General features: G+C 38.4%; 16 protein-coding genes. 8 read left to right on the plus strand and 8 right to left on the minus strand.

Going from position 1 to position 24,035, the window contains the following annotated elements:
• Position 1: 1 nt before the first annotated feature.
• Both A33Q_RS05150 and mbhE read right to left on the minus strand, forming a co-directional pair.
• On the minus strand, positions 2-412 hold the full coding sequence (locus A33Q_RS05150; RefSeq protein ID WP_009032445.1) for a Na+/H+ antiporter subunit B: 411 nt from the start codon (positions 410-412) through the stop codon (positions 2-4).
• 1 nt (position 413) lies between these two features.
• Positions 414-2,717 (minus strand): hydrogen gas-evolving membrane-bound hydrogenase subunit E, encoded by a 2,304-nt coding sequence (gene mbhE, locus A33Q_RS05155; RefSeq protein ID WP_009032446.1) that lies wholly within the window; start codon positions 2,715-2,717, stop codon positions 414-416.
• Between the two features lie 235 nt (positions 2,718-2,952).
• Between mbhE and A33Q_RS05160 the strand changes: the two genes are divergently transcribed.
• The 4 genes from A33Q_RS05160 to A33Q_RS21485 all read left to right on the plus strand — a co-directional run bounded on the left by A33Q_RS05160 (position 2,953) and on the right by A33Q_RS21485 (position 11,835).
• Complete coding sequence (locus A33Q_RS05160; RefSeq protein WP_009032447.1) at positions 2,953-5,508, plus strand: phosphoenolpyruvate carboxylase; 2,556 nt, start codon at positions 2,953-2,955, stop codon at positions 5,506-5,508.
• Positions 5,509-5,641: 133 nt separating this feature from the next.
• Positions 5,642-6,457: a universal stress protein gene (locus A33Q_RS05165; RefSeq protein ID WP_009032448.1), complete on the plus strand. Its 816-nt coding sequence runs from the start codon at positions 5,642-5,644 to the stop codon at positions 6,455-6,457.
• On the plus strand, positions 6,454-8,118 hold the full coding sequence (locus tag A33Q_RS05170; protein ID WP_009032449.1) for a cation:proton antiporter: 1,665 nt from the start codon (positions 6,454-6,456) through the stop codon (positions 8,116-8,118). The genes A33Q_RS05165 and A33Q_RS05170 overlap by 4 nt, the downstream gene beginning before the upstream one ends.
• A gap of 243 nt (positions 8,119-8,361) precedes the next feature.
• Positions 8,362-11,835 (plus strand): PAS domain S-box protein, encoded by a 3,474-nt coding sequence (locus A33Q_RS21485; RefSeq protein ID WP_009032450.1) that lies wholly within the window; start codon positions 8,362-8,364, stop codon positions 11,833-11,835.
• Between the two features lie 71 nt (positions 11,836-11,906).
• On the opposite strand, the gene A33Q_RS05180 is transcribed toward A33Q_RS21485, so the two are convergent.
• Both A33Q_RS05180 and A33Q_RS05185 read right to left on the minus strand, forming a co-directional pair.
• On the minus strand, positions 11,907-12,320 hold the full coding sequence (locus tag A33Q_RS05180; RefSeq protein ID WP_009032451.1) for an OsmC family protein: 414 nt from the start codon (positions 12,318-12,320) through the stop codon (positions 11,907-11,909).
• Between the two features lie 114 nt (positions 12,321-12,434).
• Positions 12,435-14,918 (minus strand): S9 family peptidase, encoded by a 2,484-nt coding sequence (locus tag A33Q_RS05185; protein WP_016254712.1) that lies wholly within the window; start codon positions 14,916-14,918, stop codon positions 12,435-12,437.
• Between the two features lie 264 nt (positions 14,919-15,182).
• On the opposite strand from A33Q_RS05185, the gene A33Q_RS05190 reads away from it, so the two are divergent.
• Entirely contained in the window at positions 15,183-16,667 is a 1,485-nt protein-coding gene (locus A33Q_RS05190; RefSeq protein ID WP_009032454.1) for a S10 family peptidase, read from the plus strand.
• A gap of 71 nt (positions 16,668-16,738) precedes the next feature.
• On the opposite strand, the gene A33Q_RS05195 is transcribed toward A33Q_RS05190, so the two are convergent.
• Positions 16,739-17,617 (minus strand): glutamate--tRNA ligase family protein, encoded by an 879-nt coding sequence (locus A33Q_RS05195; protein ID WP_009032455.1) that lies wholly within the window; start codon positions 17,615-17,617, stop codon positions 16,739-16,741.
• Between the two features lie 148 nt (positions 17,618-17,765).
• Between A33Q_RS05195 and A33Q_RS05200 the strand changes: the two genes are divergently transcribed.
• Positions 17,766-18,572: a hypothetical protein gene (locus tag A33Q_RS05200; RefSeq protein ID WP_009032456.1), complete on the plus strand. Its 807-nt coding sequence runs from the start codon at positions 17,766-17,768 to the stop codon at positions 18,570-18,572.
• Here the strand turns inward: A33Q_RS05200 and A33Q_RS05205 are convergent.
• Positions 18,569-19,048 carry a DUF4442 domain-containing protein gene (locus tag A33Q_RS05205; RefSeq protein ID WP_009032457.1) on the minus strand — a complete coding sequence of 160 codons (480 nt, stop codon included), beginning with the start codon at positions 19,046-19,048 and terminating at the stop codon, positions 18,569-18,571. The two genes, A33Q_RS05200 and A33Q_RS05205, sit on opposite strands and share 4 nt — an antisense overlap.
• Positions 19,049-19,147: 99 nt before the next feature.
• Here A33Q_RS05205 and A33Q_RS05210 point away from each other — a divergent pair, with 99 nt between their 5' ends.
• Complete coding sequence (locus tag A33Q_RS05210) at positions 19,148-19,954, plus strand: M48 family metallopeptidase (RefSeq protein WP_040490065.1); 807 nt, start codon at positions 19,148-19,150, stop codon at positions 19,952-19,954.
• Between the two features lie 45 nt (positions 19,955-19,999).
• Here the strand turns inward: A33Q_RS05210 and A33Q_RS05215 are convergent, their stop codons facing one another.
• Positions 20,000-20,806 carry a 3'-5' exonuclease gene (locus tag A33Q_RS05215; protein WP_016254713.1) on the minus strand — a complete coding sequence of 269 codons (807 nt, stop codon included), beginning with the start codon at positions 20,804-20,806 and terminating at the stop codon, positions 20,000-20,002.
• Entirely contained in the window at positions 20,806-22,179 is a 1,374-nt protein-coding gene (locus A33Q_RS05220; RefSeq protein ID WP_009032459.1) for a UDP-N-acetylmuramate--L-alanine ligase, read from the minus strand. The genes A33Q_RS05215 and A33Q_RS05220 overlap by 1 nt, the downstream gene beginning before the upstream one ends.
• A 246-nt stretch (positions 22,180-22,425) precedes the next feature.
• Between A33Q_RS05220 and dnaB the strand changes: the two genes are divergently transcribed.
• A complete protein-coding gene (gene dnaB, locus A33Q_RS05225) occupies positions 22,426-24,006 on the plus strand; it encodes a replicative DNA helicase (protein ID WP_009032460.1) in 1,581 nt (526 codons plus the stop codon).
• Positions 24,007-24,035 lie beyond the last annotated feature (29 nt).

Raw genomic sequence — 24,035 nt, forward strand, 5'->3', positions numbered from 1 at the left:
ATCAGATAGTTTCGGAAATAGAAAACATGATAGTCAAGGTGGAACCGATTACAACCAGATAAACCCCAATGTCAAAAAAAAGAGAAGAACCTACCATCCCGATGAGTTTTAGCGGCTCATCATACCAAAGTCCTGTCATCACTGGTAAATTCACCAGCCATGGACTGACCGCTGCGAGTATTGAAACTGCTAATCCTACAGGCATCAGGTACCTTGGGTTTAGTTTTACAATCGATTTGGTTTCCTTAAGCCCGAAAGCAAAAGAATATAGGATAAATGCTATAGCTGCCATGAGTCCTCCTACAAAGCCTCCTCCCGGTAAATAATGTCCTCTTAAGAGGATAAAAACCGAAAAGAGTAACAATAAAGGAAGTAGGTATTTAGATGCTGTTTGGAATATTATCGATTTCATATTATTCTTTATTGAAAGGGTTGAGATTAAGTTTGAGCAGACTGAAAACCCCCATCGCAGCAATTACAAGTACCACTGTTTCTACCAGAGTGTCTATGCCTCTAAAATCTACCAAAATCACGTTCACAACATTTTTGCCCTTGGCAAGTAAGTAGGCATTTTCTGCATAGTATTCAGAGACCTCTGTATAGGAAGGGGCTTCAAAAACCTCCAAAGCGAGGATGGATATCAGTACGCCAAACATCAAGGAGAGTGCCCCGTCTCTGACCCTCAATTTTCGGGTTGAAAATGACCTGTTCTTGGGAAGCTGGAACAATACCAACATAAACAGTAAGACTGTCAAGGTATCTATTGAAAATTGGGTCATTGCAAGGTCGGGGGCTGAGTAATAGAGGAAAAACAGACAATTTGCCAATCCGATTATCCCTAAGGCAACGATGACTCCGGTCCTTGTTTTGGTTATCAAGGCAAAGAAAATAGATGTTACCATTAAGACTACTACCAAGAATTCAGAAGGTGTAATATCAGAAATTTGACTCCAATCCAAGTGTATATCCACGCCGTCATAGAGTCTATACCCAGCCAATACGGTAAGGAAAATTAAAATGGAAATTACATAATTCCTCAAATACCCATTTTGAAAAAAGCCTGTCCATGAACCTGCAAAAGACTGGAAAGTTATTCCAATTCTTTCCATCAACTCAATAGGGGCAAACTTGTCGAAAGGTGCAAGTTTACCTTTTAAAGACTGAGAGGGTTTTAAAAATTTGTAAAGTGCAAATCCAAGACCTAAGGTCAATAAACTAAGAACTAAAACCCAATTGAGGCCATGCCAAAGAGCCAGATGAATTACTTCACCCTCAGGACTCATGCTGTTAAAAACAGTTTGCATAAAAGCATCCAAAATACCTGGAAATACACCAAATAAAACACAGAGTCCTGCTAGAAAAACAGGGGGAATCCAAAGTAAGGGGCTTGGCATTTTTGCCTTTGCATGCTCCTGAGGTAAATTACCGGTAAACGGCTTGATACCCACCCAAAATCCGGCTACAAATAGGAAAACTTTGGTTAAGACTATGGAGGCAGTAAGAATGATTGCCCAATTTGAAAAGTGGAAAGTTGATTCATACATGATCTCTTTGCTGATAAAACCTAAAAATAACGGAACCCCTGCACTTGAAAGGGCAGCAAGGTATCCGGCAAGCGCCACAGGTTTCATGACTTTTTGAAGTCCTCCTAGCGAAGTTACTTCACGGGTTCCTGTTTCATGATCTATTATGCCTGTGATCAGGAATAATGTAGCTTTATATAAAGCATGGGTAAGTATGAAAATCCCTGCTGCCAAAAGTGCATCTTCGGTGCCAACTCCAAGAAGAAATACCAATATTCCCAAAGCAGAAATGGTTGAATATGCCAATATACTTTTGAGATCTGTTCTGAAAAGGGAATGGGCAGCAGCATAGAGCATGGTAATTCCACCTACAAGAATCAATGTCCAATTCCAAGAGTCAGTTCCACCCAAAACAGGGGTGAATCTTGCCAAAAGATAAATGCCAGCCTTGACCATAGTCGCTGAGTGGAGATAGGTACTCACAGGAGTGGGCGCTTTCATAGCTCCAGGTAACCAAAAATGAAAAGGAAATTGGGCAGATTTTGTAAATGCACCGATAAACAAAAGACCAATTATCCAAGGGTAAGCTTCATGGCTTTTGATTAATTCAGAAGAATTCACCAGTTCGATAATTGAATAGCTTCCACCAACAAAACCGATCCAGATCAAGCCTGCCAAAAGTACCAGACCACCAAAACCTGTAATTCCCAAAGCCATCAATGCAGATTTGCGGGACGAAGGGTCGTCGTTTTTGTACCCTATCAGAAAAAATGAACTGATACTGGTCAGTTCCCAAAATACAAATAGGCTGATGAGATTGTCTGAAAGCACCAAGCCAAGCATAGCGGCCATAAACATGGAAAGGTAGCCATAAAACCTATCCAGATATTTGTCTTCTTTAAGGTAATAGGAAGAGTAGAAGAATACCAATGTTCCTATTCCTGTGATCAGCATTCCAAAAAGCAAGGCCAGCCCATCCAGCCTGAAATCCAGGTTAACCCCAAAACTTGGTACCCAGTTGTATGACCAATGCATTGGTGCATTTTGGGTAACCTGAGAAAAACAGGTGCCCAAATAAATGAAGATACCCAACGGAAGAAAGGGGTAGATTTTTGGAATCAGGTTTCTGGCAAAGGAAGAAAAAAGAGGTACTAAAGCAGCTAAGATAAACCCTGATATTACTGCAAAAATCATAGACGTTGGTTTGTTTTCTTTTTTAACTATCGGTTGCTAAAATACGAATATAATCTTTAGCCAAAACAAATAAGCATTTGTAAAGAACCAAGCTTTTTGATGATGCATTTCTATTAAAAGAGTCATTTTCTTGAAAAAAATTTAATAGTAAGTTCTTTTTATTGCTAAAGTATAAGAGATTTTAATGATTTATTTATTTTTTACTAAATTCACATTCTTAACCATTAAACCTACTATGTCAATAAACAATTACCAAACCGAAGTAGCCAAAAGGTTTACGATTTACAACAGTCTTTTTTTAGACTTACCATTTAGTGACATTCACCGCACAGGTACACTTTTGCCGATTTTGTCAAGCAAATGTCAGGAAGGATTTCAAAAGGAAAAAACACCTAAAGAAATCATTCAGGGTTTTTTTGAAGAAATGATGCAACAGAACAGTGAAAAGGAGCGGCATGATCTTTTGTTCAAAATGGTGCAGTATGTGGAAAGACAGGTTGTACTCTTTGATTCAATAGAAGATGCGGCTTTTGAAAAAATCCACGACCTAAAGGGCAAAGGAAGTATTTCAGCCTTGATCGCCCGTGCTGACAACGATAGGAAAAGAGAGGCTTTGATTGAAAAGCTGAAAACTTTTTCTGTCAGACTGACACTAACAGCTCATCCTACACAATTTTATCCCGGCAATGTGCTTGGAATCATTACTGATCTGGAAGCGGCTATTAGAGACAATGACTTGGGCAATATCAACCTACTGTTGCAGCAATTGGGGAAAACCGGTTTTATCAACAAGGAAAAGCCAAGCCCTCTGGATGAAGCTGTCAGTTTAATTTGGTTTTTGGTCAATGTGTTTTATAAGAGTATCCCGGATATACTTTCCAAGCTGCTAAAAAACCTCAACATTCCATCCCATGAATGGGATAATCCAGGCTTACTGAAAGTAGGTTTCTGGCCAGGAGGAGATAGAGATGGAAATCCGTTTGTCACTCATGACATTACCGTCAAAGTGGCCGAAAGACTTCAAAAATGGATTCTGCGATGCTATTATAGAGATGTAAGAAAACTGCGTAGAAGACTTACATTCAAAAATGTAGAGCCGATTATGCAGAAAGTGGAAAATGGTCTCTTTAATTCCCTTTTTGAAAATCAAGCACATTATACCAGCAAGGAGTCATTGCTTGAAGACCTCTACGAGGCAAGAAAAGGACTGATTGATTATCATGATGGACTGTTTTTGGATCAGCTGGATGAATTTATCCTTAAAGTGAAAATTTTCGGATTTCACTTTGCCAATATGGATGTAAGACAGGATAGCAGAAAACACGATGGGCTTTGGGATGAACTGATCGAAGTGAAGTCAGGCAAAAAAGAATTGGAAAAGTATCATGCCCTCAATGAAGAAGGAAAAATCAATTACCTTCTTGGCTTAGAGTGTATACCAGAGGCAGAGGATCTATCAGATGAGTTTCATCAGGAAATGATGAAAAGCTTTGATGCAGTACAATCTGTTCAAAAAACCAATGGGGAAGAAGGTCTTCACAGATATATTATTTCTAATTGTCAATCAAGACTACACATCTTAGAGGTCTACCAATTGGCCAAATTGAGATTTGGTAAAGACCAAAATAACCTTCCTTTGGATATAGTTCCGCTATTCGAAACAATCGACGATTTGGCTGAAGCCCCGGGAATCATGAGGAAGCTTTATGAAAACAAGGCTTATTCCCAACATCTCAAGCAGCGTAAGTCAAAACAGACTATCATGCTAGGTTTCTCTGATGGCACCAAAGATGGAGGTTATATACGGGCCAATTGGTCAATTCTCCGTGCTAAGGAAGAACTCACCAAGGTATCTAGGGAGTATGAAGTGGATGTGGTATTCTTTGATGGCAGGGGAGGGCCTCCGGCAAGAGGAGGAGGTAATATGAATAACTTCTATGCCTCCTTGGGAGAACAAGTAGAAAACGAGGAAATACAAGTGACCATTCAGGGGCAGACGATTTCTGCAAATTATGGTAAGCCTGTTTCCTGTACATACAACCTCGAACAACTTCTTAGTGCGGGTCTGGAAAATGAACTTTACCCTTCTTCTGAAAAGAATCTGAATGAAGAGCAAAGAGAACTGATTGAAAGGTTAGCGGAGACTTCTTATCAGTTCTATAAAGACTTCAAAAACCATCCAAAATTTGTCCCCTACTTGGAACATGTCACTCCTCTGAAGTTTTTCGGTCAGGTAAATATAGGTTCCAGACCTTTGAAAAGAGGAAAGTCTTCAGGTTTAAAATTTGAAGACCTCAGAGCTATACCTTTTGTGGGCTCTTGGGCGCAAATGAAACAGAACATTCCAGGTTTTTTTGGTGTAGGAGCAGCTTTAGCCAAGCTCAAGGAAGAGGGGGATTTTGATAAAGCCAAAAAACTTTATCAAGACTCTCTGTTTTTCAGATCTCTTTTGGGAAATTCCATGCAATCATTGGCCAAATCATTTTATCAAGCTACTGCCTATCTGAAAGACAATAAGGAGTATGGTGATTTTTGGAATTTGATGTTTGATGAATATCAAAGAACGATTCAATTACTCTTGGAAGTTTCCGGTATGGATACATTGCTTCAGGATAATTTGACCTCCAAGGAGTCCATAGCCATCAGAGAAAAAATCGTACTGCCGGTCATTACCATTCAGCAATATGCAATTCAGACGATGCTGGAAACAGGCAAAGAGGACAGGAATCTCCAAATGTTGATACTCAGAACAATGTTTGCTATCATCAATGCTGCCAGAAATGCCGCTTAAACAAAGTTTCTAATGATTTGAAAAAGAGGTCTTCAACTTGAAGGCCTCTTTTTATTTGTGCAGGAATTGATGAGGCATTGAAGTATTTTGGAAAAAATGAATTATTTTCAATCGTTTTTCAATAATTTGATTTATGTCTTTAAAACTTATCGTACCCATTGATTTTTCTAAATATTCATTGCAACAGCTCCGCTTAGCGGCTGCATGGAAAGAGAAGTATGGAATAGAAATCATGATTCTTCACAAGGTAGACCTTGTCTTTCCTTCACTTGCCAATGCAGACCTTAGGCTTAAGATGGAGTATAATCTCAAAAGGGAAGCGAAGAATAACATCAATGAATTATTGGAAGAGGTAGGCTTGGATATCAATAACGAAACCCAAATCATCAGTGGAAGCTTGATTGAATTTTTTAAAAATTCTCCAAAGGTATCAAAGGATGATATTATTGTTTTAGGCATCAAAGGATTAGATACATTTTCACGGATATTGATAGGAAGTACTGCAACACAGTTGATCGATAATCTTGAACATGTAATTATAGGAATACCTTTAGACCTGAAAGAGCTTGTTCCTGAAAAATTGATGATAGGAACTCACTACAGAAAAAAAATAGAGCCCCAAGTATTAAGGAAGTTGTTGTCATTATTTGGTTCTACTTTGTCATATGTAGAGTTAGTTTCTATTATCAAATCAGAGGATGATGCAAAAGAGGGGGGGCATTATTTATCAGGTATTAAGAGTCTCATCGAGGACATAGTTCCTTCGCACTTTAAATTGATCGAGGATAAAAACCCTTTAGAAGGTTTGAAAAAAGTATATGAAGAAATGGAACATTCCATGCTTGTCGTTCAGAGAGGTTCCCGATCTTTTTCTGATCAGGTTTCCCGAAAATTCCTGATCAATGAATTGGTTTACAATAGTTTTGCCCCAATAATTATACTTCCATGATTGAGTTTCTCCAAGATCTTGCGGACAATCCATTTATGGAGTTTGCTTTGATATTTCTTTTTGCTGCTATACTAGGTGGTGTTGGTCAGTTTTTGAAGCAGCCTTTGATCGTAATGTTTATATTTTTAGGTATCATATTAGGCCCTTCTTTTTTGGATATAGTTCAATCCAAAGAAAATATCCACCTTTTGGCTGAAATTGGTATTGCAATCCTGCTTTTTATAGTTGGCTTAAAGTTGGATTTGAGATTGATACAATCCACCGGAAAAATCGCATTACTGACTGGACTTGGACAGGTCTTATTTACTTCCCTATTTGGCTATTTGATAGGCTTAGCCTTGGGTTTTGGTAACTTGGAAAGCTTTTATATAGCTGTTGCCCTTACATTTTCGAGTACCATTATAATCGTAAAACTCCTTTCCGACAAAAAAGAAATTGACTCTCTGCACGGTCAGATTGCTATAGGTTTTCTAATAGTCCAGGACCTGGTAGTTATTTTGGTGATGATTGTACTTGCTACTATAGGTAGGGAAGGTGACGGGTCGGTGATAGAGGAAGTAGGAAAAACATTGCTCTACAGTGTTATTTTTGTTGGTTTTACCTTTCTGATGATGCGCTATCTCATCCCAAGGGTGAGTCATTTTCTAGCCAGGTCTCCTGAACTATTAACTTTATTCGCTATTGCTTGGGCAGTGGCATTAGCAGCTGTTGGAGAATTGATAGGATTTAGTGGTGAGGTCGGAGCCTTTTTGGCAGGGGTAAGTTTAGCCTCTTCCCCATTCAAGGACCTAGTCAGCGGAAGACTGACAAGCTTAAGGGATTTTCTTCTGCTCTTCTTTTTTGTAAACCTTGGTTCCGACCTTGACTTTTCAGTGATCGGCGAACAAGTACCAAGTGCATTAATCTTTTCCTTTTTTGTCTTGATAGGCAATCCAATCATAGTTTTAATTATTATGGGATTTATGGGATACAAAAAGCGAACTGGCTTTTTGGCTGGCCTGACTGTAGCCCAAATTTCTGAGTTTTCATTGATTTTTGCAGGGTTAGGTCTTAGTGTAGGACATATCAATGATGAAATTTTAGGCCTTATCACACTTGTAGGCCTAATAACCATTGCTCTTTCTACCTACTTGATTTTGTATTCCCACCAGATATACAATCTCATTGCTCCTGCTTTATCAATATTTGAAAGGGAAAAGCTCAATGCTAATGAAAACCAAGACGTCAAAAAAGGCAAAGAGTACCACACCATTGTGATAGGGCTTGGAAGATTGGGGTCAGAAATCACAAAAAGAATTGAAAATGAGCGTGAAAACTGCAATTATTTCGGAGTAGATTTTGATCCGAATGTTGTCAAGAAGTATAAAGAAAATGGCAGGGATGTGATTTATGCCGATATCGAAGATCCTGACTTGTTGAGCCAGATTCCTTTTGAAAATGCCAAATGTATCATCAACACCGTCCCTGTTCCGGAGTCTGCCAAGCATCTTTTATTAAAACTCCAAAGGTCAGATTACAAAGGAAAACTTTACTTGACTGCAATCAACTCTATTGACAAAAGCTATTTGAAGGATTTGGGTGCAGAAACTGTCTTGATGCCTCATCAATTAGCAGCTGCTAATTTTTATAATGAATATCTTAAACCAGAACTTGATGATTAGGAAGGTACATTTTAGTGAATAACCTTTATTCTTCTCCATTAAATGTATCTCGAATATACCTTTAATTTCATTTTTTTATATTTTCATTTACGTTTTTAGACATCTTGAATAATATATAGATAAAAAATGTAAGACTTAAATTCTTTATTTTACCAAGTTTTCTTTAAAATGCAATTGCATTTTTAAAAGTAAGTTCTTCAATAAAGTCTTTTTTTTGGAGATCGAAATGTACCATAAACCACTATGACAACTAAAGCAAACCCAAAATCACATAGCAGAAATCAAGTACTTAAGGATCTGGAATTATTAAAAAATATATCACATGAAGATTTTGACGCAATAACTGAACTTGCCAGCTATGTCTGTAATACCCCGATAAGTTTTATTTCTTTTATAGGAGAGGAAGAAGAATTTTTTATATCTCAACAAGGAATTCAATTTCCAAAGACCTCTTTATCAAATAGTATTGGAGCCAAAGTTTTGGATTCACCCCGCTATCCTTTTGTCATCAAAGATCTCAGAAAGGATGAGCGGTTTAAGTTGTTGGATCTGAAAAGTAACAGCCAAGAAATAATTTTTTATGCGGCTATTCCATTGGCCATGGAAGATGAGCTCCCTGTCGGTATTTTGGGGGTGATGGATTACATTCCCAGAGATTTGGATAAGGGACAGCCTGAGGCACTTAAAAATCTTGGTAAGCAGGTGGTCAAACTACTTGAATTAAGAAGAAGTGAAAAGGCAAGGCAATTAAAGGAACGGAGGTACAGAGCTTTGATCGAAGAAGGGACCGACCTTCTTTTCATGTTGGATAAAGATGCAAATTTCCTTGAAATTGGTCCAACCGTTCCTTCTAAGCTTGGTTATCAAATTGAGGAATTGAAGGGTAAAAATGGTTTTGATTTTTTTCACCCCGACGATAGAGCAAGAGTCCAATCCGAATATGCTGAGCTTCAATTTAAAAAGAAAGTAAAATCCACACCTTACAGATTTAGGCATAAGGAGGGAAATTACATTTGGTTTCAAAGTACTGGGGTTAACCTTTATGATGATGAAGCTGTACAGGCAATCATTGTGAATTCCACTGATATTTCTGAAATCATGGAGCATGAAAGCAGGTTCAGGTCTTTGGTGCAGGATGGAAATGACTTGATTACCGTCCACGACCTGGAAGGTAATTATCTCTATGTAAGTCCAACTGCTAAGAGTATTTTGGGAGTAGAACCTGAGATGATAACCAATCAAAATGTTTTTGACTTTATACACGAAGATGATAAAGAAAGAGTAAAACAAAATTTTGAAAGGCTTTTTGATTCAAAAAGAATAGAGATTGAACCTTTTAGATATCAGAATGGGCAAGGTGATTGGCGATGGCTGGAAACTATTGCGACCAATCTTTTGGAAGATAAAAATATCAATGGGATTGTTGCCAACTCTAGGGACATTACTGAAAAGTATATTGCCCTTCAAAAGTTGGCGAAAAGTGAAGCCAGATATCGTGTGTTTTTTGAATCACAGACCAACTATGTGATCAGGACAGATCTGGAAGGCAAGTACACTTATATTAACAAGAAATTCCAAGAAGAATTTGCATGGATGTACAAAAATAGCCCAATAGGTCAGGCAAGTATTTGTAGCATTTGTGAACATCACCATCAACGGGTGAACGATATCGTGGCAAAATGTATAGAAAACCCTGAAAAGGTATTTAAAGTAGAAATCGACAAACCTGCCCGTAATGGTGGGATTTTAACTACATTATGGGACTTTGTGTGTTTACTAGATGAAGAAGGAAACCCTTCTGAAATTCAATGCTCAGGAATTGATATTACAGAGAGAATCAAAGCAGAAAAAGAGCTTAAGAGAGTCAATGAAATGTTTGAATTACTCAATGAAGCAAGTTCTGAGTGTTTGTATGAATATCTTCCACAAGATAAATTGCTCTATATGGGCAAAAACTTTGAAAGAATATTTTTACATAAAAGGAAACCAATCGAAGAATGCCTGGAGTTTATCCATACTTTAAGACATCCGGAAGAGAATGAAAAGATGAGTAAAATCTTCTATAAAACTGTCCATGAGAGCAAAGAAACAGCCTTGAACATAAGATACAGATTGCTCAATGGTAAAGGGGAGTACAGGTGGGTAGAAGATTCGGCAGTAATTCTGAGAGACCAAGATGGAAAAGCTATAAGAGTTATTGGGACCATAAAAGACATCACTGAATTTTATAAAATCCAATTACTTCTGGATGTTGCCACGGGAATTTCAAAACTAGGAGCTTGGGAAATCGATGTTAAAAATATGGATATCAGTTGGACAACTACTACTTGTGATATTCATGAAGTACCGCATGGGTTTAAACCTGATTTTAAAACGGCCTTGACTTTTTTCAGACAGGATTTTAAAAAAACTGCCAAAGACAATGTGAAAAAAACTATAGAGGAAGGTATCCCCTTTGATTTTGAAGCAGTGATCATAACAGCAAATGGCATTGAAAAATGGGTCAGGGTTATTGGAACACCTGAACTGGTCTCCAATAAATGTATGCGTGTCTATGGGAGTTTTCAGGATATACATGAGAGAAAGACAGCTGAAGAAAGGATAAAACAATCAAATGAGCGGTTTGAAATCATCACCAGGGCCACGCAGGATGCGATCTGGGATTATGACATCGCCAGTGATGAAGTGTTTTGGGGTATTGGCTTCAAAAATCTCTTTGGGTATGATGTCCAAGAGCTTAAACCCAGTTTTCAGTTTTTTGCAAGCCTCATCCATCCACAGGACAGAAAAAAGGTCATGCGAAAAATCTTTAGAATCATGTCCGGAAAAGAAAAAAAGAATTCTTGGTATGGAGAGTTCAGGCTATTGAAGCAAGATGGTACTTACGCCCATGTCAGTGACCAAGCTATTTTTGTGAGAGATTCATCAGGGGTAGTGACAAGAGCTCTGGGGGCTATTTCTGACATAAGTCCCAGAAAGGAGTACGAAAAATCACTTAAACAGCTTAACACAAAGCTTGAAAAAAGTATACAGGAGTTAAGGTTTTCAAACCAAGAATTAGAACAATTTGCTTATGTGGTGTCGCATGATTTGCAGGAACCATTACGCATGGTCAAAAGCTTTATGGAATTACTTGAAAAGCGATATGGTAACCTATTGGATGACAAAGCAAAACAGTATATCCATTACGCCATTGACGGGTCTTCCAGAATGAAAAACATCATCCTGGATTTACTTGAATTTTCGCGTGTAGGCAGGCACCAGGAATACAAAAAAGATATTTGTATCAGAATGATCATTGACGATGTTCTTGAAATGTACAAGAGGAAAATATCAAACTCAAAGGCAAAAATCATGATAGGAGAAATGCCGGAAATTTATTCTTATAAAACTCCGGTCATGCAGATTTTCCAAAATCTTATAGGAAATTCAATCAAGTACTCTAAACAAGGTATTCCACCAGTAATTGAAATCACTGCTCTATCCAAAAAGAACTTCTGGGAATTTAGTGTAAAAGACAATGGAATCGGGATAGATGAGGGTGATCAAGAAAAGATTTTCAATGTTTTTCAACGTCTTCACGGACGAAATGAATACTCCGGTACGGGTATAGGCCTTGCAATTGTCAAAAAGAATGTGGAATCCTTGGGTGGAAAAATAAATGTAGTTTCAGTAAAAGGAGAGGGGAGTACTTTCAGTTTTACCATTAAGAAATAAAAAAGGAAAGACCAGGTTAAGGTCTTTCCTTTTTTGGTTTTGATAAAAAGCTACAGAAAGCAACTTAGATTTTATTTACTTAAAGAGTATTCTACTACAATTTCAGTATCCAGGAGTACGGAAATTGGACAGTTTTCTTCGGCGTCTTTTACAGCTTTAGAAAATTCATCTTCAGAAATGTCAGGTACTTTTGCATCAAGGTCAATTTTGGATTTTGTTATTTTGCCATCAGCCAATGTTATTGTGCATTTGGCATTCAATTCATCGGCGGTAAAACCGGCCTCACCTAAGCTAAAACTCAATTTCATGGCAAAACAGCCTGCATGGGCAGCTGCAATTAATTCTTCAGGATTGGTACCTTTACCATCCTCAAATCTGGAAGAAAAAGAATACTGAGTGTTTTCCAACACCCCCGTTTGGGTTGAAAGCTTGCCTTTTCCTTCTTTTCCTGAACCTTGCCAAACGGCAGTTGCATGTCTTTTCATTGGTTTTGTTTTTTTAAATGTTAAAAGTGAATTTGTAATTTCTTATAAGTTAAAAATAATAAAGACCGTCTCAAAACCGAGACGGCCATTTAAATCAGAAAATTGATTTTACACTTATTTGGTAAGCGCCTTTTCCCTTTGTATTTCCAACATGTCAACGGGAGGAGGAGTATAATCCCCCAAAAGGTGTTGGACATAATAATCAGCCATCCTCCAGAAGAAATACTCCGTCATATCACCGAATCCATGTCTTTGTCCAGGCAGAATGATGAAATCAAACCTTTTATTGGCTTTGATCAGTGCATTGGCCATTCTGATGGTATTGGCAGGGTGTACATTATTATCGACGTCTCCTGTTACAAGAAGTAACCTGCCTTTCAGGTTTTTCGCCAAATCAGGATTCTTTTCTATCTGATAGACGAAAGTAGTATCTCCTTTAGGTGTAATTACTTCTTTTACCCCATGATGTTTTTCTGACCACCATCTGTTATAAATATTGTTTTCATGATTTCCGGCTGAAGACACTGCTACCTTAAAAAAGTCCGGATAAACCAACATGGCTGCAGTAGACATAAAACCACCTCCGGAGTGACCATGAATACCTACTCTTGATTTATCTATAAAGGTATGTCTGTCTGCTAATTGTTCTACAGCAGCTTTTTTATCTGCCAATCCATAGTCTCTTAGGTTTCCATAACCGTAATTATGATACCATTTTGATCTGGCCGGGTGACCACCTCTGTTTCCTACAGTGACAACTACAAAGCCCAATTGGGCCAATCGATCAATCCTGTCCATTGACCTTCCAAAGGATTTGTTTACAGCCTCCGTTTGTGGCCCTGGGTACACATACTCTATAATGGGATAGAAACGGGTACTGTCAAAGTCAAAAGGCTTATACATCACCCCATAAAGGTCTGTGATGCCATCATCTGCTTTTACTTTAAATGGTTCCGGAAATTTATATCCTGCTGCAAAAAGAGAGGACAGGTCTGCTTCCTCCAAGTCCATGATTTTCCTTCCTTGATTATCGTGTAATGCCGAAGCTGGTGTAGTATTTACCCTTGAATAGTTGTTGACAAAGAAACTTGCAGCGTCATTGATAGCAATCTTATGATCATAATTACCTGGGTTAAGCAGTGTGATGTTTCCACCGTTAAGACTTACTCGATAAAGATGTAGGTAATAAGGATCTTCCCCTTTTTCTCTGGCATTGGCAGTGAAGTACAGCAGTCGGTTTTTTTCATCCACCCTCTCTATACTTTCGGCATGAAAAGGTCCAGATGTCAACTGCCGGATCATATTGCCCTGCATGTCATACAAGTAATAGTGGCCCCAACCATCTCTCTCTGACCAATGAATCATCTCTCTTCCGTTGTTGATGATTTCAGGTTTTTGGATTTCTATGTATGTATTGCTTCTTTCCTCTACAAGCAACTCCTTGCTGCTGTCAGCAATATTCCACCTGTAGACATCTATTTTTTTCAGATCCCTTGAGGTGATGGAAAAATAAAAGAAGTTGTTATTTCCCAGCCACTTGACAGGTTTAAAATCATCATCGCGATTCCGGGCGGGGATATTGGCAGACCATAAACCTACACTTTGGTCTTTAAATGTTGCGATGTCCAAATCAGTCATTGACTCAGATTCAAAAGAGTAATGTTTCAATTCTGTCACTGGCTGTACTTTTTCCCCTGGCATTGCATATTTGTAGGTTTCCAAGGTAGGTCTTGGGTTGCGCACATTGTGAAGGACCCAAAGATCCTTGACCTGTCTGGAATCAGTTCTTGTTAGGATAAACTGTTTGGAATCTGGGGACCAAAGCACAGAAGCTCTTTTTCTGTCGTCTTTTTTCTTTTCTTCTTCTACATTATCATCACCTCTACCAGAACTTCCATAAGAATAATCCTTTTCACCATCCTCGGTCAGTTGATGCTCTACAATAGTACTGTCCTTTTCATCTTTTACCGCCTTTAGGAAGTTTTCCTTATCCATCCAAAAAAGATTTTCATTCTTGGAAAACACCACCTTTGAAGAATCTGGAGATATATTTGCCCAAGAAAGTCGTTTTTTATCCTCATCAGGATCTTCAATTTCTGTAAGGGTCTGATTGTTGAGATTATATCTGAATGAAAATGTCTTTTTCTCTAAGGAATCCTTAGCGCTGCGATTCTTTTCTTTAATTTCCTCCCAGTCTTTTTTGAGTACTTCTTCTGTACTTTTCACTTTAAACTGGATCACATTTTCATCTTCGACAAATTTGAGATCATTCAAATCCAAATGTTGTCCATCGAAGGGGTCTTTTACTGCAAGCGTTAATTTTGCAGCAAGAGCATCTTTATCAAAAAGTTCAGTCTTGGACCTGTTGGCAGGATTCACAATGTACCAGCTCTTTCCATCAGTGGTTTCAAATTCATACCAGAACCTGTCTGAGTTTTTGAGCCAATGAGGCCTAACTTCTGTGGAGAAAATGAGTTTTTTTAACTTTTCCGGAGAAAACCGGGCTGCCAGCTCGTAATTACCTTGAGATGGATTTTGCTGTGCAAAACCTAAACCCACGACAAAGAATAAGCTCAACCCCAAAATTGCATTTTTCATCTATAATTTAATTTTTTAACTATTGAAACTAATTGAATATGTGGATCAGAATAAATCATGTTTTGCAGAGCGATCTAATTTATCCATGGACGGTATCCTCAAAACAAAATACACCAAGTGACCATCAAATCTAATCGTATCTCTTCAGGGTATCGCTTGCTTTATCTTTTTTCCATTCATCCTAAAAGGAATAGACTCAAAATAATATTCGGTTGGTTAAGAATCCCATTCTTTATCTTAGTGTATCTCAAAATCATGCTTACTATGAAAAAACAATTATTGACACTAGCCTTAGTGCTGCTGACCATGAGTTGGTCTGTCGCACAGGAAAAAAGAGAAATTAAAATTGAATCTAGCTCTGTGACCAACGGGGAAGTGACCATTAAGGGCCAACGCGTTCCTTATAAAGCAACTGCTGGAACCATGCCTGTATGGAATGAATCCGGTGAGCCGATTGCTTCTTTATTTTTCACCTATTATGAAAGAACTGATGTGACGGATAAGGCTAAAAGGCCTTTGGTTTATTCATTTAATGGAGGTCCAGGTTCTGGTTCTCTGTGGATGCATTTGGCCTATACCGGCCCTTACAAGCTTAATATTGATGAAGAAGGGTATCCATTACAGCCTTATGGGGTGAGCAAAAATCCGCACTCTATATTGGATGTAGCAGATATTGTTTACATTGACCCTGTCAATACCGGATATTCCAGAATAGTAGATAAAGAAACACCAAGATCCACATTTTTTGGTATCAATGCTGACATCAAATATTTGTCTGATTGGGTCAAAACCTTCACTACCAGACAGAACAGATGGCAATCTCCAAAATATCTTATCGGAGAAAGTTATGGTACAACCAGAGTAGCTGGAATGGCTCATGAATTGCAAAATTCACACTGGATGTATCTGAATGGTGTGATTCTGGTTTCACCGACCGGAATGGGATTGGATAGGAGTGGACCAGTCATGAAGGCCAATTATCTTCCGTATTACGCAGCTACTTCCTGGTATCATGAGGTACTGCCTTCTGATCTTCAGGCAAAAGATCTTGATGAAATTCTTCCTGAAGTTGAGGCTTATACCCTTGATGTATTGATCCCTGCCCTTTCAAAAGGAGGCATGCTGGATCCGGAAGAAAGGAAGCAAATTGCCAAGAAAATGGCTTATTATACTGGACTTAGCGAAAAAGTAATCCTAGAACATGCCTTGGCAGTACCTACCAGCTATTATTGGAAGGAACTTATGAGAGATAAAGGCCTGACAGTAGGAAGGCTTGACAGTAGATACAGGGGGATAGACCAGACTGATGCCGGTGAAAGGTACGATTATGATCCTGCACTGACTGCTTGGAACCATGCTTTTTCACCAGCGATGAATTATTATGCGAAAAATGTATTAAAATTCGATACTGATTTGACCTATAATCTTTTTGGTCCGGTTCATCCTTGGGATAGAAGCAATGAAAACACAGGAAATCAATTGGCACAGGCCATGCTTCAAAATCCATACATGCATGTAATGACCCAATCAGGATATTATGATGGCGGTACAGATTACTTCAATGCAAAATACAACATGTGGCAAATGGATCCTTCCGGAAAAATGCAGGATAGATTACACTTCAGAGGATATAGATCCGGTCACATGATGTACCTTCGTGCTGAAGATTTGGCGACTTCGAATGAAGATATCAGAGAATTTATCAAAAACTCTCTTCCAGCGGAAGGGGTTCCTGCTAAATATTGGTAAAATTTTTTTTCTATAAAAGTTTAAGCTTGGGCTGGTCTTCAAAGATCAGCCCTTTTCATTTTATTTATTAGCTATTTCAAAAGGATGTCAAAATCTCCCAATTTAGAAAAGCTCCCTTTTAAACCCAGAATTTGGGACAAAAGCTGAAAAATTGCAGATTTGCTTTTACCCTCCCTGCGTAAAAACTGAATTGAGGTACTTCCGGAAGATTTTGATAGTTTTTGGTCATTTTCATCTTTGACAATGGGGTGATGCAGGAAAACATTCTCAGAAAAATCATTTGCTTCCAGATGCTTAGAAAGAAATACCTGTGCCAGACTTGATCCATACAGATCTCTACCTCTGACAATAAGGTTCACCCCAAAATAAATGTCATCTACCAAAGAAGATAGTTGGTAAGCCGGTAATCCATCTTTTTTTCGAACAACAAAATCCGTCAGAATACCGGGCAATTTTCCAGAGACAATTTTTCCCGAATGATCCTTCAAATGAAATTGTGTAGTAGGCTCTGTACGAATTCTCCAAGAGCTATCTTTTTTGTCAAAGGGAAGCTTCCTGTTTCTACAAAACCCTGTATAAAATCCCCTAGAGTTCATTTTAAGGATTTTGTTACGGCTACAATCACAGGAAAACAGCAGGTTTTTATCTTTTAGTTCTATCAGTGCTTCCTGATATTTCGGTAACCTGATTGATTGGGAATATTCAGTTTGAAATTCTTTAAGGTTTTTTGGTCCAAGGTCATAAGGGATTTCCAGGAAATCCAAGGTTTCAAAAATATCCTTGACGAACTTCTTTTTGGTTCTCTCCCTATCCATGTCATCAATCCTGAGCAGTACTTTAGCGCCTTCTTTTTTGGCAAGATGGTGAGTCAACACAAAAGAATAAATATTGCCTAAATGTAAATATCCACTTGGGGTAGGAGCGAATCGGGTGATTTTTTCAGAGCTCATTATGGAAATGTTAGTGAATTTAAAATGGTGATTTTAATTTAGTTCATTCCTAAAGCTTGTCAATATTATTCCCGTTTTTTTGTGGATCATCCTTAATATATTTTAACCAAGTAAATTTTTTCTGTTTCAAGCTTGTTGATATTTTTGAATGTTGAAAGGAACAATCCAAATATTGATCACCCTAGGACTTCTAAGCCTGAAGTTTTCTGTAAATGCTCAGGTGGTTACAGGAAATGTTGTAGAAGGAATGGACCGCAATTTCCTGGATAAGGTTTGGGTAATCAATCTGCAAAATCAGGACAGTAGCATGACCAACGAGCGGGGCTACTTCAGGGTTAAAGGTAAAGAAGGAGACAGCCTTTTAATTCGAAGAGATTATTATATACCAAAGAAACTTATTGTTGGTAAAGACACGCATATTTTTACGGATATCTATCTGGATGCGCGTACGCTTCCTATGTTTGATTTATATGGGGAGCGCATGGTGATTCCTTTTAAAGCCGGAAATCAATCTACCATGCGTTCTTTAGGTGACCGGCCTACCGGGCCTGGTAAAGTCTATGCAGGTCTAAGTAACAATGAGAATCTTCAACCAGGGCTTACCTTAGACGGTCCAATCTCGTATTTTATGAAAAGTGAAAGGCAGAAAAGACAGTATGCCAGAAAACTTGCCATCTTGGCAAGGCAAAAAGATTACCTTGAACTGATACAATCTGACTCCGTCATGCAAGCTCTTAAACTAGAGTATAACCTGACCGATAGAGACATGGATGACCTCATTATCGAGTTCAATATAGCAAATCTGGATCATCAGTTTTTGGACATGGATTGGGAAAGGGTGGAACAATTGCTAACCAATTTTTTGGATCAAAGAACAAGAAACCGAAGGGAAGATTTACCGGAGTTGAACCGAAGAAACCCCATTGACAACAGAAGTAGAAGATTTCAGGATTAACTTTTCTTTTTAAAAGACCAAGTAACAAAAAACTTGGCCACTACCTCGCCTTTAGGGTTAGTACCTGTAGATACCATTGTCAATTGGTCTGTATTTCCCACCTCAAGTTGGGCAATTTTCTGATTCAACTCTTCCCCTTGATTGCAGGTGAAAGCAATTTTCTGATTGGCTTTCTTAAAATATTCAGCTTTGAAATCAACCACCAACATACTGAATTGACCTTTTCCTGCCATTGCCAACTGGCAAAGAGCTCCAGTGCTCAATTCAGCAGCTCCAGCCATAGCTGCAAAGTAAATGGAATTGAATGGATTTTGGCTTCTCCAGAAAAAAGGAATACTTACAGTACACTCAGCCAAGGTTAAGGATTTGATTCTCAGTCTCCAGAAAATCGCTGAGGGTAATTTGAAAAACATAGCCCACCAGAAAATAAATGGATTTGTCATTCGCTTCAGATAAGTTTTGGCTTCTTGGTTCATGGAGTCTTCAATTTTGAGTTTTTCAAATTACTTAAAAAATGAAAAGCATTATTTGAAATGGCATCTTTTTTGGACAATTTCACAAAAAATATTACCAATATGCTGAAGAAAGTAGTTTTATTGTTTGTGCTGGGACTTTTTATTTATTCCTGTGCAAGAGTACCCTTGACCGGCCGAAATCAATTATCCCTTGTCAGTAATGAAGAGCTTCTACCGCTTGCTTATGAGCAATATGAGCAAGTAATGGCTGAAAGCAATGTAGTGACCAATACTTCTGATGGGCAAATGGTTCTTAGGGTAGGCCGAAGAATTGCAGACGCAGTAGAGGCATACATGAAAGAACAGGGATATGAAAAGGAACTTCAGGGTTTTGCCTGGGAATTCAACTTGATTCAGGAAGATATAGTTAATGCTTGGTGTATGCCAGGAGGAAAAGTAGCTTTCTATACGGGGATCATTCCAATTTGCCAAAATGAAACAGGCGTAGCAGTGGTGATGGGGCACGAGGTAGCCCATGCCATTGCCAATCATGGTAGAGAAAGAATGTCCAACGGACTCATGCTTAACGGACTTCTTGGAGGTGTCCAAGTCGCTATGGGTCAAAACCCTACATTAACACAAAACTTGTTTCTTCAGGCTTTTGGAATCGGGGGACAACTGGGCATGCTAAAATTTTCAAGAAAGCATGAATTGGAAGCCGATCAATTAGGTTTGAATTTTATGGCTTTGGCTGGATATGATCCAAGAGAGGCTCCGGAATTCTGGACTAGGATGAGTGAAGGTAGTTCTGGTGGAGCCCCACCGGAATTTCTATCCACACACCCAGGCCCAAACAGAAGGATTGAACAATTGAACAATCAAATGCCAACAGCCTTGGAATATTACGAAAGAAGTAGAAATAGATAAAAAAAAGCAGCTCTCCAGCTGCTTTTTTTATGCTTTAGATTAAATCTACCTTTGATTGAAAGCTCTTAATTTGACTTGCGTGAACTTTCTTTTGGTATCCAGTGGAAAATCACCTTTCATCATCCAATCATAATATCCGGGCTCTTCTTTAAGTACTTGTGTGATGGGCTTTCCTTTATGCTTTCCAAAATTAAAGCATTCTATTCCATCTTCATTAAAGATAAACCTTCCGGCTAAATCCACCATTTTTTCATTTAAGATGGAGTGGATTTTTTTCATATCATTTTCGAAAATCCCCAATTTATTGCCTTGGAGATCCTCCGCTTCTTTTCCTTGGTAGCGTTTGATCTGTGCTTCAAAAACCTCAAAGGAAGCAATGGTATCTGCTTCGGCGCTATGGGCGTTTTCAAGGGATTTACCACAGTAAAATTTATACGCAGCAGTGAGATTCCTTTTTTCCATCATATGGAAGATTTTCTGAGAATCCAGAATATTTCTTTTTTCAATATCGAAATCAATTCCTGCTCTGAGAAACTCCTCAACCAATAAAGGAATATCAAATTTCAATACATTGAAGCCTGAAAGGTCCGCTCCTGCTAAAAATTGATGAAGATCTCTGGCCAAATCCTTGAAAGTAGGAGCATCTTTGACATCTTCATCATAAATTCCGTGAATAAGGGATACCTCTTTTGGAATTGGAATAGTAGGGTTTACCAGGTGCGTTTTTATTTCCTTTGTCCCATCAGGATATAACTTGAGGATTGAAACTTCCACTATTCTATCAGTGGAAATGTTTGTCCCTGTTGATTCCAGATCAAAAAATGCAATGGGAGTTCTTAAGTTTAAGTTCATTAGTGAGTTTTTTGATTGATTTTAATTTTTAAAATATTCAGGTCCATATCGTCATAATTTCCCGAACTCATCAGTAAAAGATTTGTATGCTGATAATCTTGAGCTTCAAGAAAATTTTTCAATTGAGAAATATCTGTAAATACCTTCAGATCATTTCTTTGGAATGCATTGCGCAGTGTTGCCTCATCCATGAGTTCCAGCTTTTTCAAAGATACAGCTTTTGGATTCAAATAGACAATTGCAATATCTGCAGCATCAAAAGTATGGGCATAATTATCCACGAAATCCTTATTTAAAGAACTGTAAGTATGCAATTCCTGAACTGCTATTAACCTTCTTTCAGGAAATTGTTTCTTCACAGCTTCTGCTGTGGCTTTTAGTTTGGAAGGTGCATGAGCAAAGTCTCTAAAAAGAATGCTATAGTCAGATTGGGCAAGTATCTCTTGCCTTTTAGCTGCTCCTTTAAACTCCTGTATGGCTTCGTAAAACTGACTCTTGCTCAGCCCCAATTCCAAACAGACATGAAGTGCACCTTGAAGGTTTTGGAGGTTATGTTCGCCAAAAATATGAATCGGAATTTCTAAAGTCTCGTGTACCAGATAGGTTTTGCCCTCACGGATTACATGGGGGTGGATACCGTATGGGGAAACATTGAAATTTTTACCTGATTGGGATTCCCCAATTTTCCTGACCTCTTCATCCTCCTTACAGTAAATAAATGATCCTCCTTCAGGAGTCATTTCAACCAGTTTTTCGAATTGTACTCTGTAATTTTCAAAAGTCGGAAAGACATTGAAATGGTCCCAGGCAATCCCACTCATCAAAAGAATATGATGGTAATAGTGGAAAAATTTAGGCCGTCTATCCAATGGAGAAGTCAGGTATTCATCACCTTCAATGATGATAATTGGGGCTTCAGACAAGCCAACCATCAAGTCAAAGCCAGCAATCTGAGCACCTACCAAAAAATCAAAATTCAATTCATGATATTGTAGCACATGGAGAATCATTGAGGTAATGGTGGTCTTGCCATGACTACCTGATATCACTACCCTCTTTTTATCCTTGCTCTGCTCGTAAATAAACTCAGGAAAGGAATATATATTCAATCCAAGTTCCCTTGCCCTTTGAAGTTCTGGATTGTCAATTCTTGCATGCATTCCCAAAATGATACCATCCAGCTTATCGTGGATTTTTTCCGGAAACCAACCTTTTTCTTTCGGAAGAATACCTGCATTTCCAAGTCTGGTTCTCGAAGGTTCATAGATTTCATCATCAGACCCTGTTACTTCAGCGCCTTTTTCCAACAGGGCCAAAGCCAGATTGTGCATCACAGCACCGCCAATAGCTATAAAATGAAATTTTTTACTCATGCGAATTAAAAATATTTAACCAAAAGTAGTAAATGAAGACACAGGGTAAAGGCTTTTTTTGAGTAAAATTTAAAATCACCGATTTTCTAAACATTTTTTTGGAATATATAGCCTTTGAGGCGTGAAAAATCTTTTTTCATCGTTTTGATTTTAGTAAACTGGCTCTCAGCATATTTGAAGGAGTTGTGGATATCTCGTTAATAAATTGTTCAAAAAGTCTTGTATAAAGACTTTACATTTGTTTCTATGGCAGAAAATAATCCAAACCGAATTAGCGGAAGAAGAAAACCTGATTTGAACTTAAGCACAGGCGTAGGAAAGCTTCCACCGCAGGCAATAGACCTGGAAGAAGCAGTACTTGGAGCATTGATGCTCGAGAAAGATGCACTTACGGCCGTAGTGGATATTCTAAAACCGGAAAGCTTCTACAAAGAAGCCCATAAAGCTATTTATGGGGCCATTTTGGATTTATTTAGTGAAAGTCAACCTATCGATTTGTTAACTGTCACGAATCAACTCAGAAAGAAGGGTGAACTGGAACTTGCTGGAGGGGCATATTTTATTACCGAGCTAACCTCCAAGGTTTCTTCTGCTGCCAATATTGAATTTCACGCCCGTATCATTACGGAACAATCCATGAAACGGGAGATGATAAAAATAGCTTCAGAAATCCAAAAAGACGCTTACGAAGATACAACTGATGTATTTGAACTTTTGGATAAAATGGAGCAGTCTCTTTTTGAGATCTCAGAAAAAAACATCCGGAAGAACTATTCCAACATGCGTGATATCATGAAGGAAGCTATTTTGGAATTGGAAGCCAAAAAAGGTCAAAAGGACGGTCTTACAGGTGTTCCAAGTGGATTCACAGCTCTTGACAGGGTCACGTCAGGCTGGCAAAAATCAGATTTGGTAATTATAGCGGCAAGACCAGCTATGGGTAAGACAGCCTTTGTTTTGTCTGTACTGAGAAATGCTGCAGTAGATCATAACAGACCTGTGGCTATATTTTCATTGGAAATGTCATCTGTTCAGTTGGTCAATCGTCTGATTTCTTCAGAAGCAGAGTTGGATTCCGAAAAAATCAAAAAAGGAAACCTTGCAGACTATGAATGGGAACAATTGGTGCACAAAACAGGAAAATTATCCAAAGCTCCTTTGTTTGTGGATGATACGCCTGCTTTATCCATTTTGGAATTAAGAGCAAAATGTAGAAAACTTAAAGCACAGCATGACATCCAAATGGTGGTCATCGATTACCTTCAATTGATGTCCGGAGATTCAAAATCAGGTGGACAAGGTGGAAACAGGGAACAGGAAATTGCCAGTATATCCAGAGCCCTTAAAAAAATCGCAAAAGAATTGAGTATTCCGGTTATAGCCCTTTCTCAGCTTTCAAGAGCTGTAGAAACAAGAGGGGGCGATAAAAGGCCGCAGCTTTCAGATTTGAGGGAGTCCGGAGCCATCGAGCAGGATGCGGATATGGTTATGTTCCTGTATAGGCCTGAATACTATGGAATCACAGAAGATGAGGATAACAATTCTACTTTAGGTGTGGGTGAAGTGATCATTGCCAAGCACAGAAACGGTTCTTTGGAAAATGTTAAGTTGAGATTTATTGGCAAATACACCAAATTTACGGACCTTGAAATGAATGTTCCCTATCAGCCACAGGAACCTCTATATGGAAGTAAATTCCCTTCCTCAGCAAGTGGAAAAGATTTTGATTCTAAGAATACCATAACTATGTCCAGTAAAGCAAATGGTTCCGATGGTGATGACCCTTTTCCAGGCGGAATGGGGAGTAATGATCCTGCTCCCTTTTAATAAGGTTTAATTTTTTGGTTCTTTCCAAA

Source organism: Indibacter alkaliphilus LW1, assembly GCF_000295935.2.
GTDB classification, from domain to species: Bacteria; Bacteroidota; Bacteroidia; order Cytophagales; family Cyclobacteriaceae; genus Indibacter; species Indibacter alkaliphilus.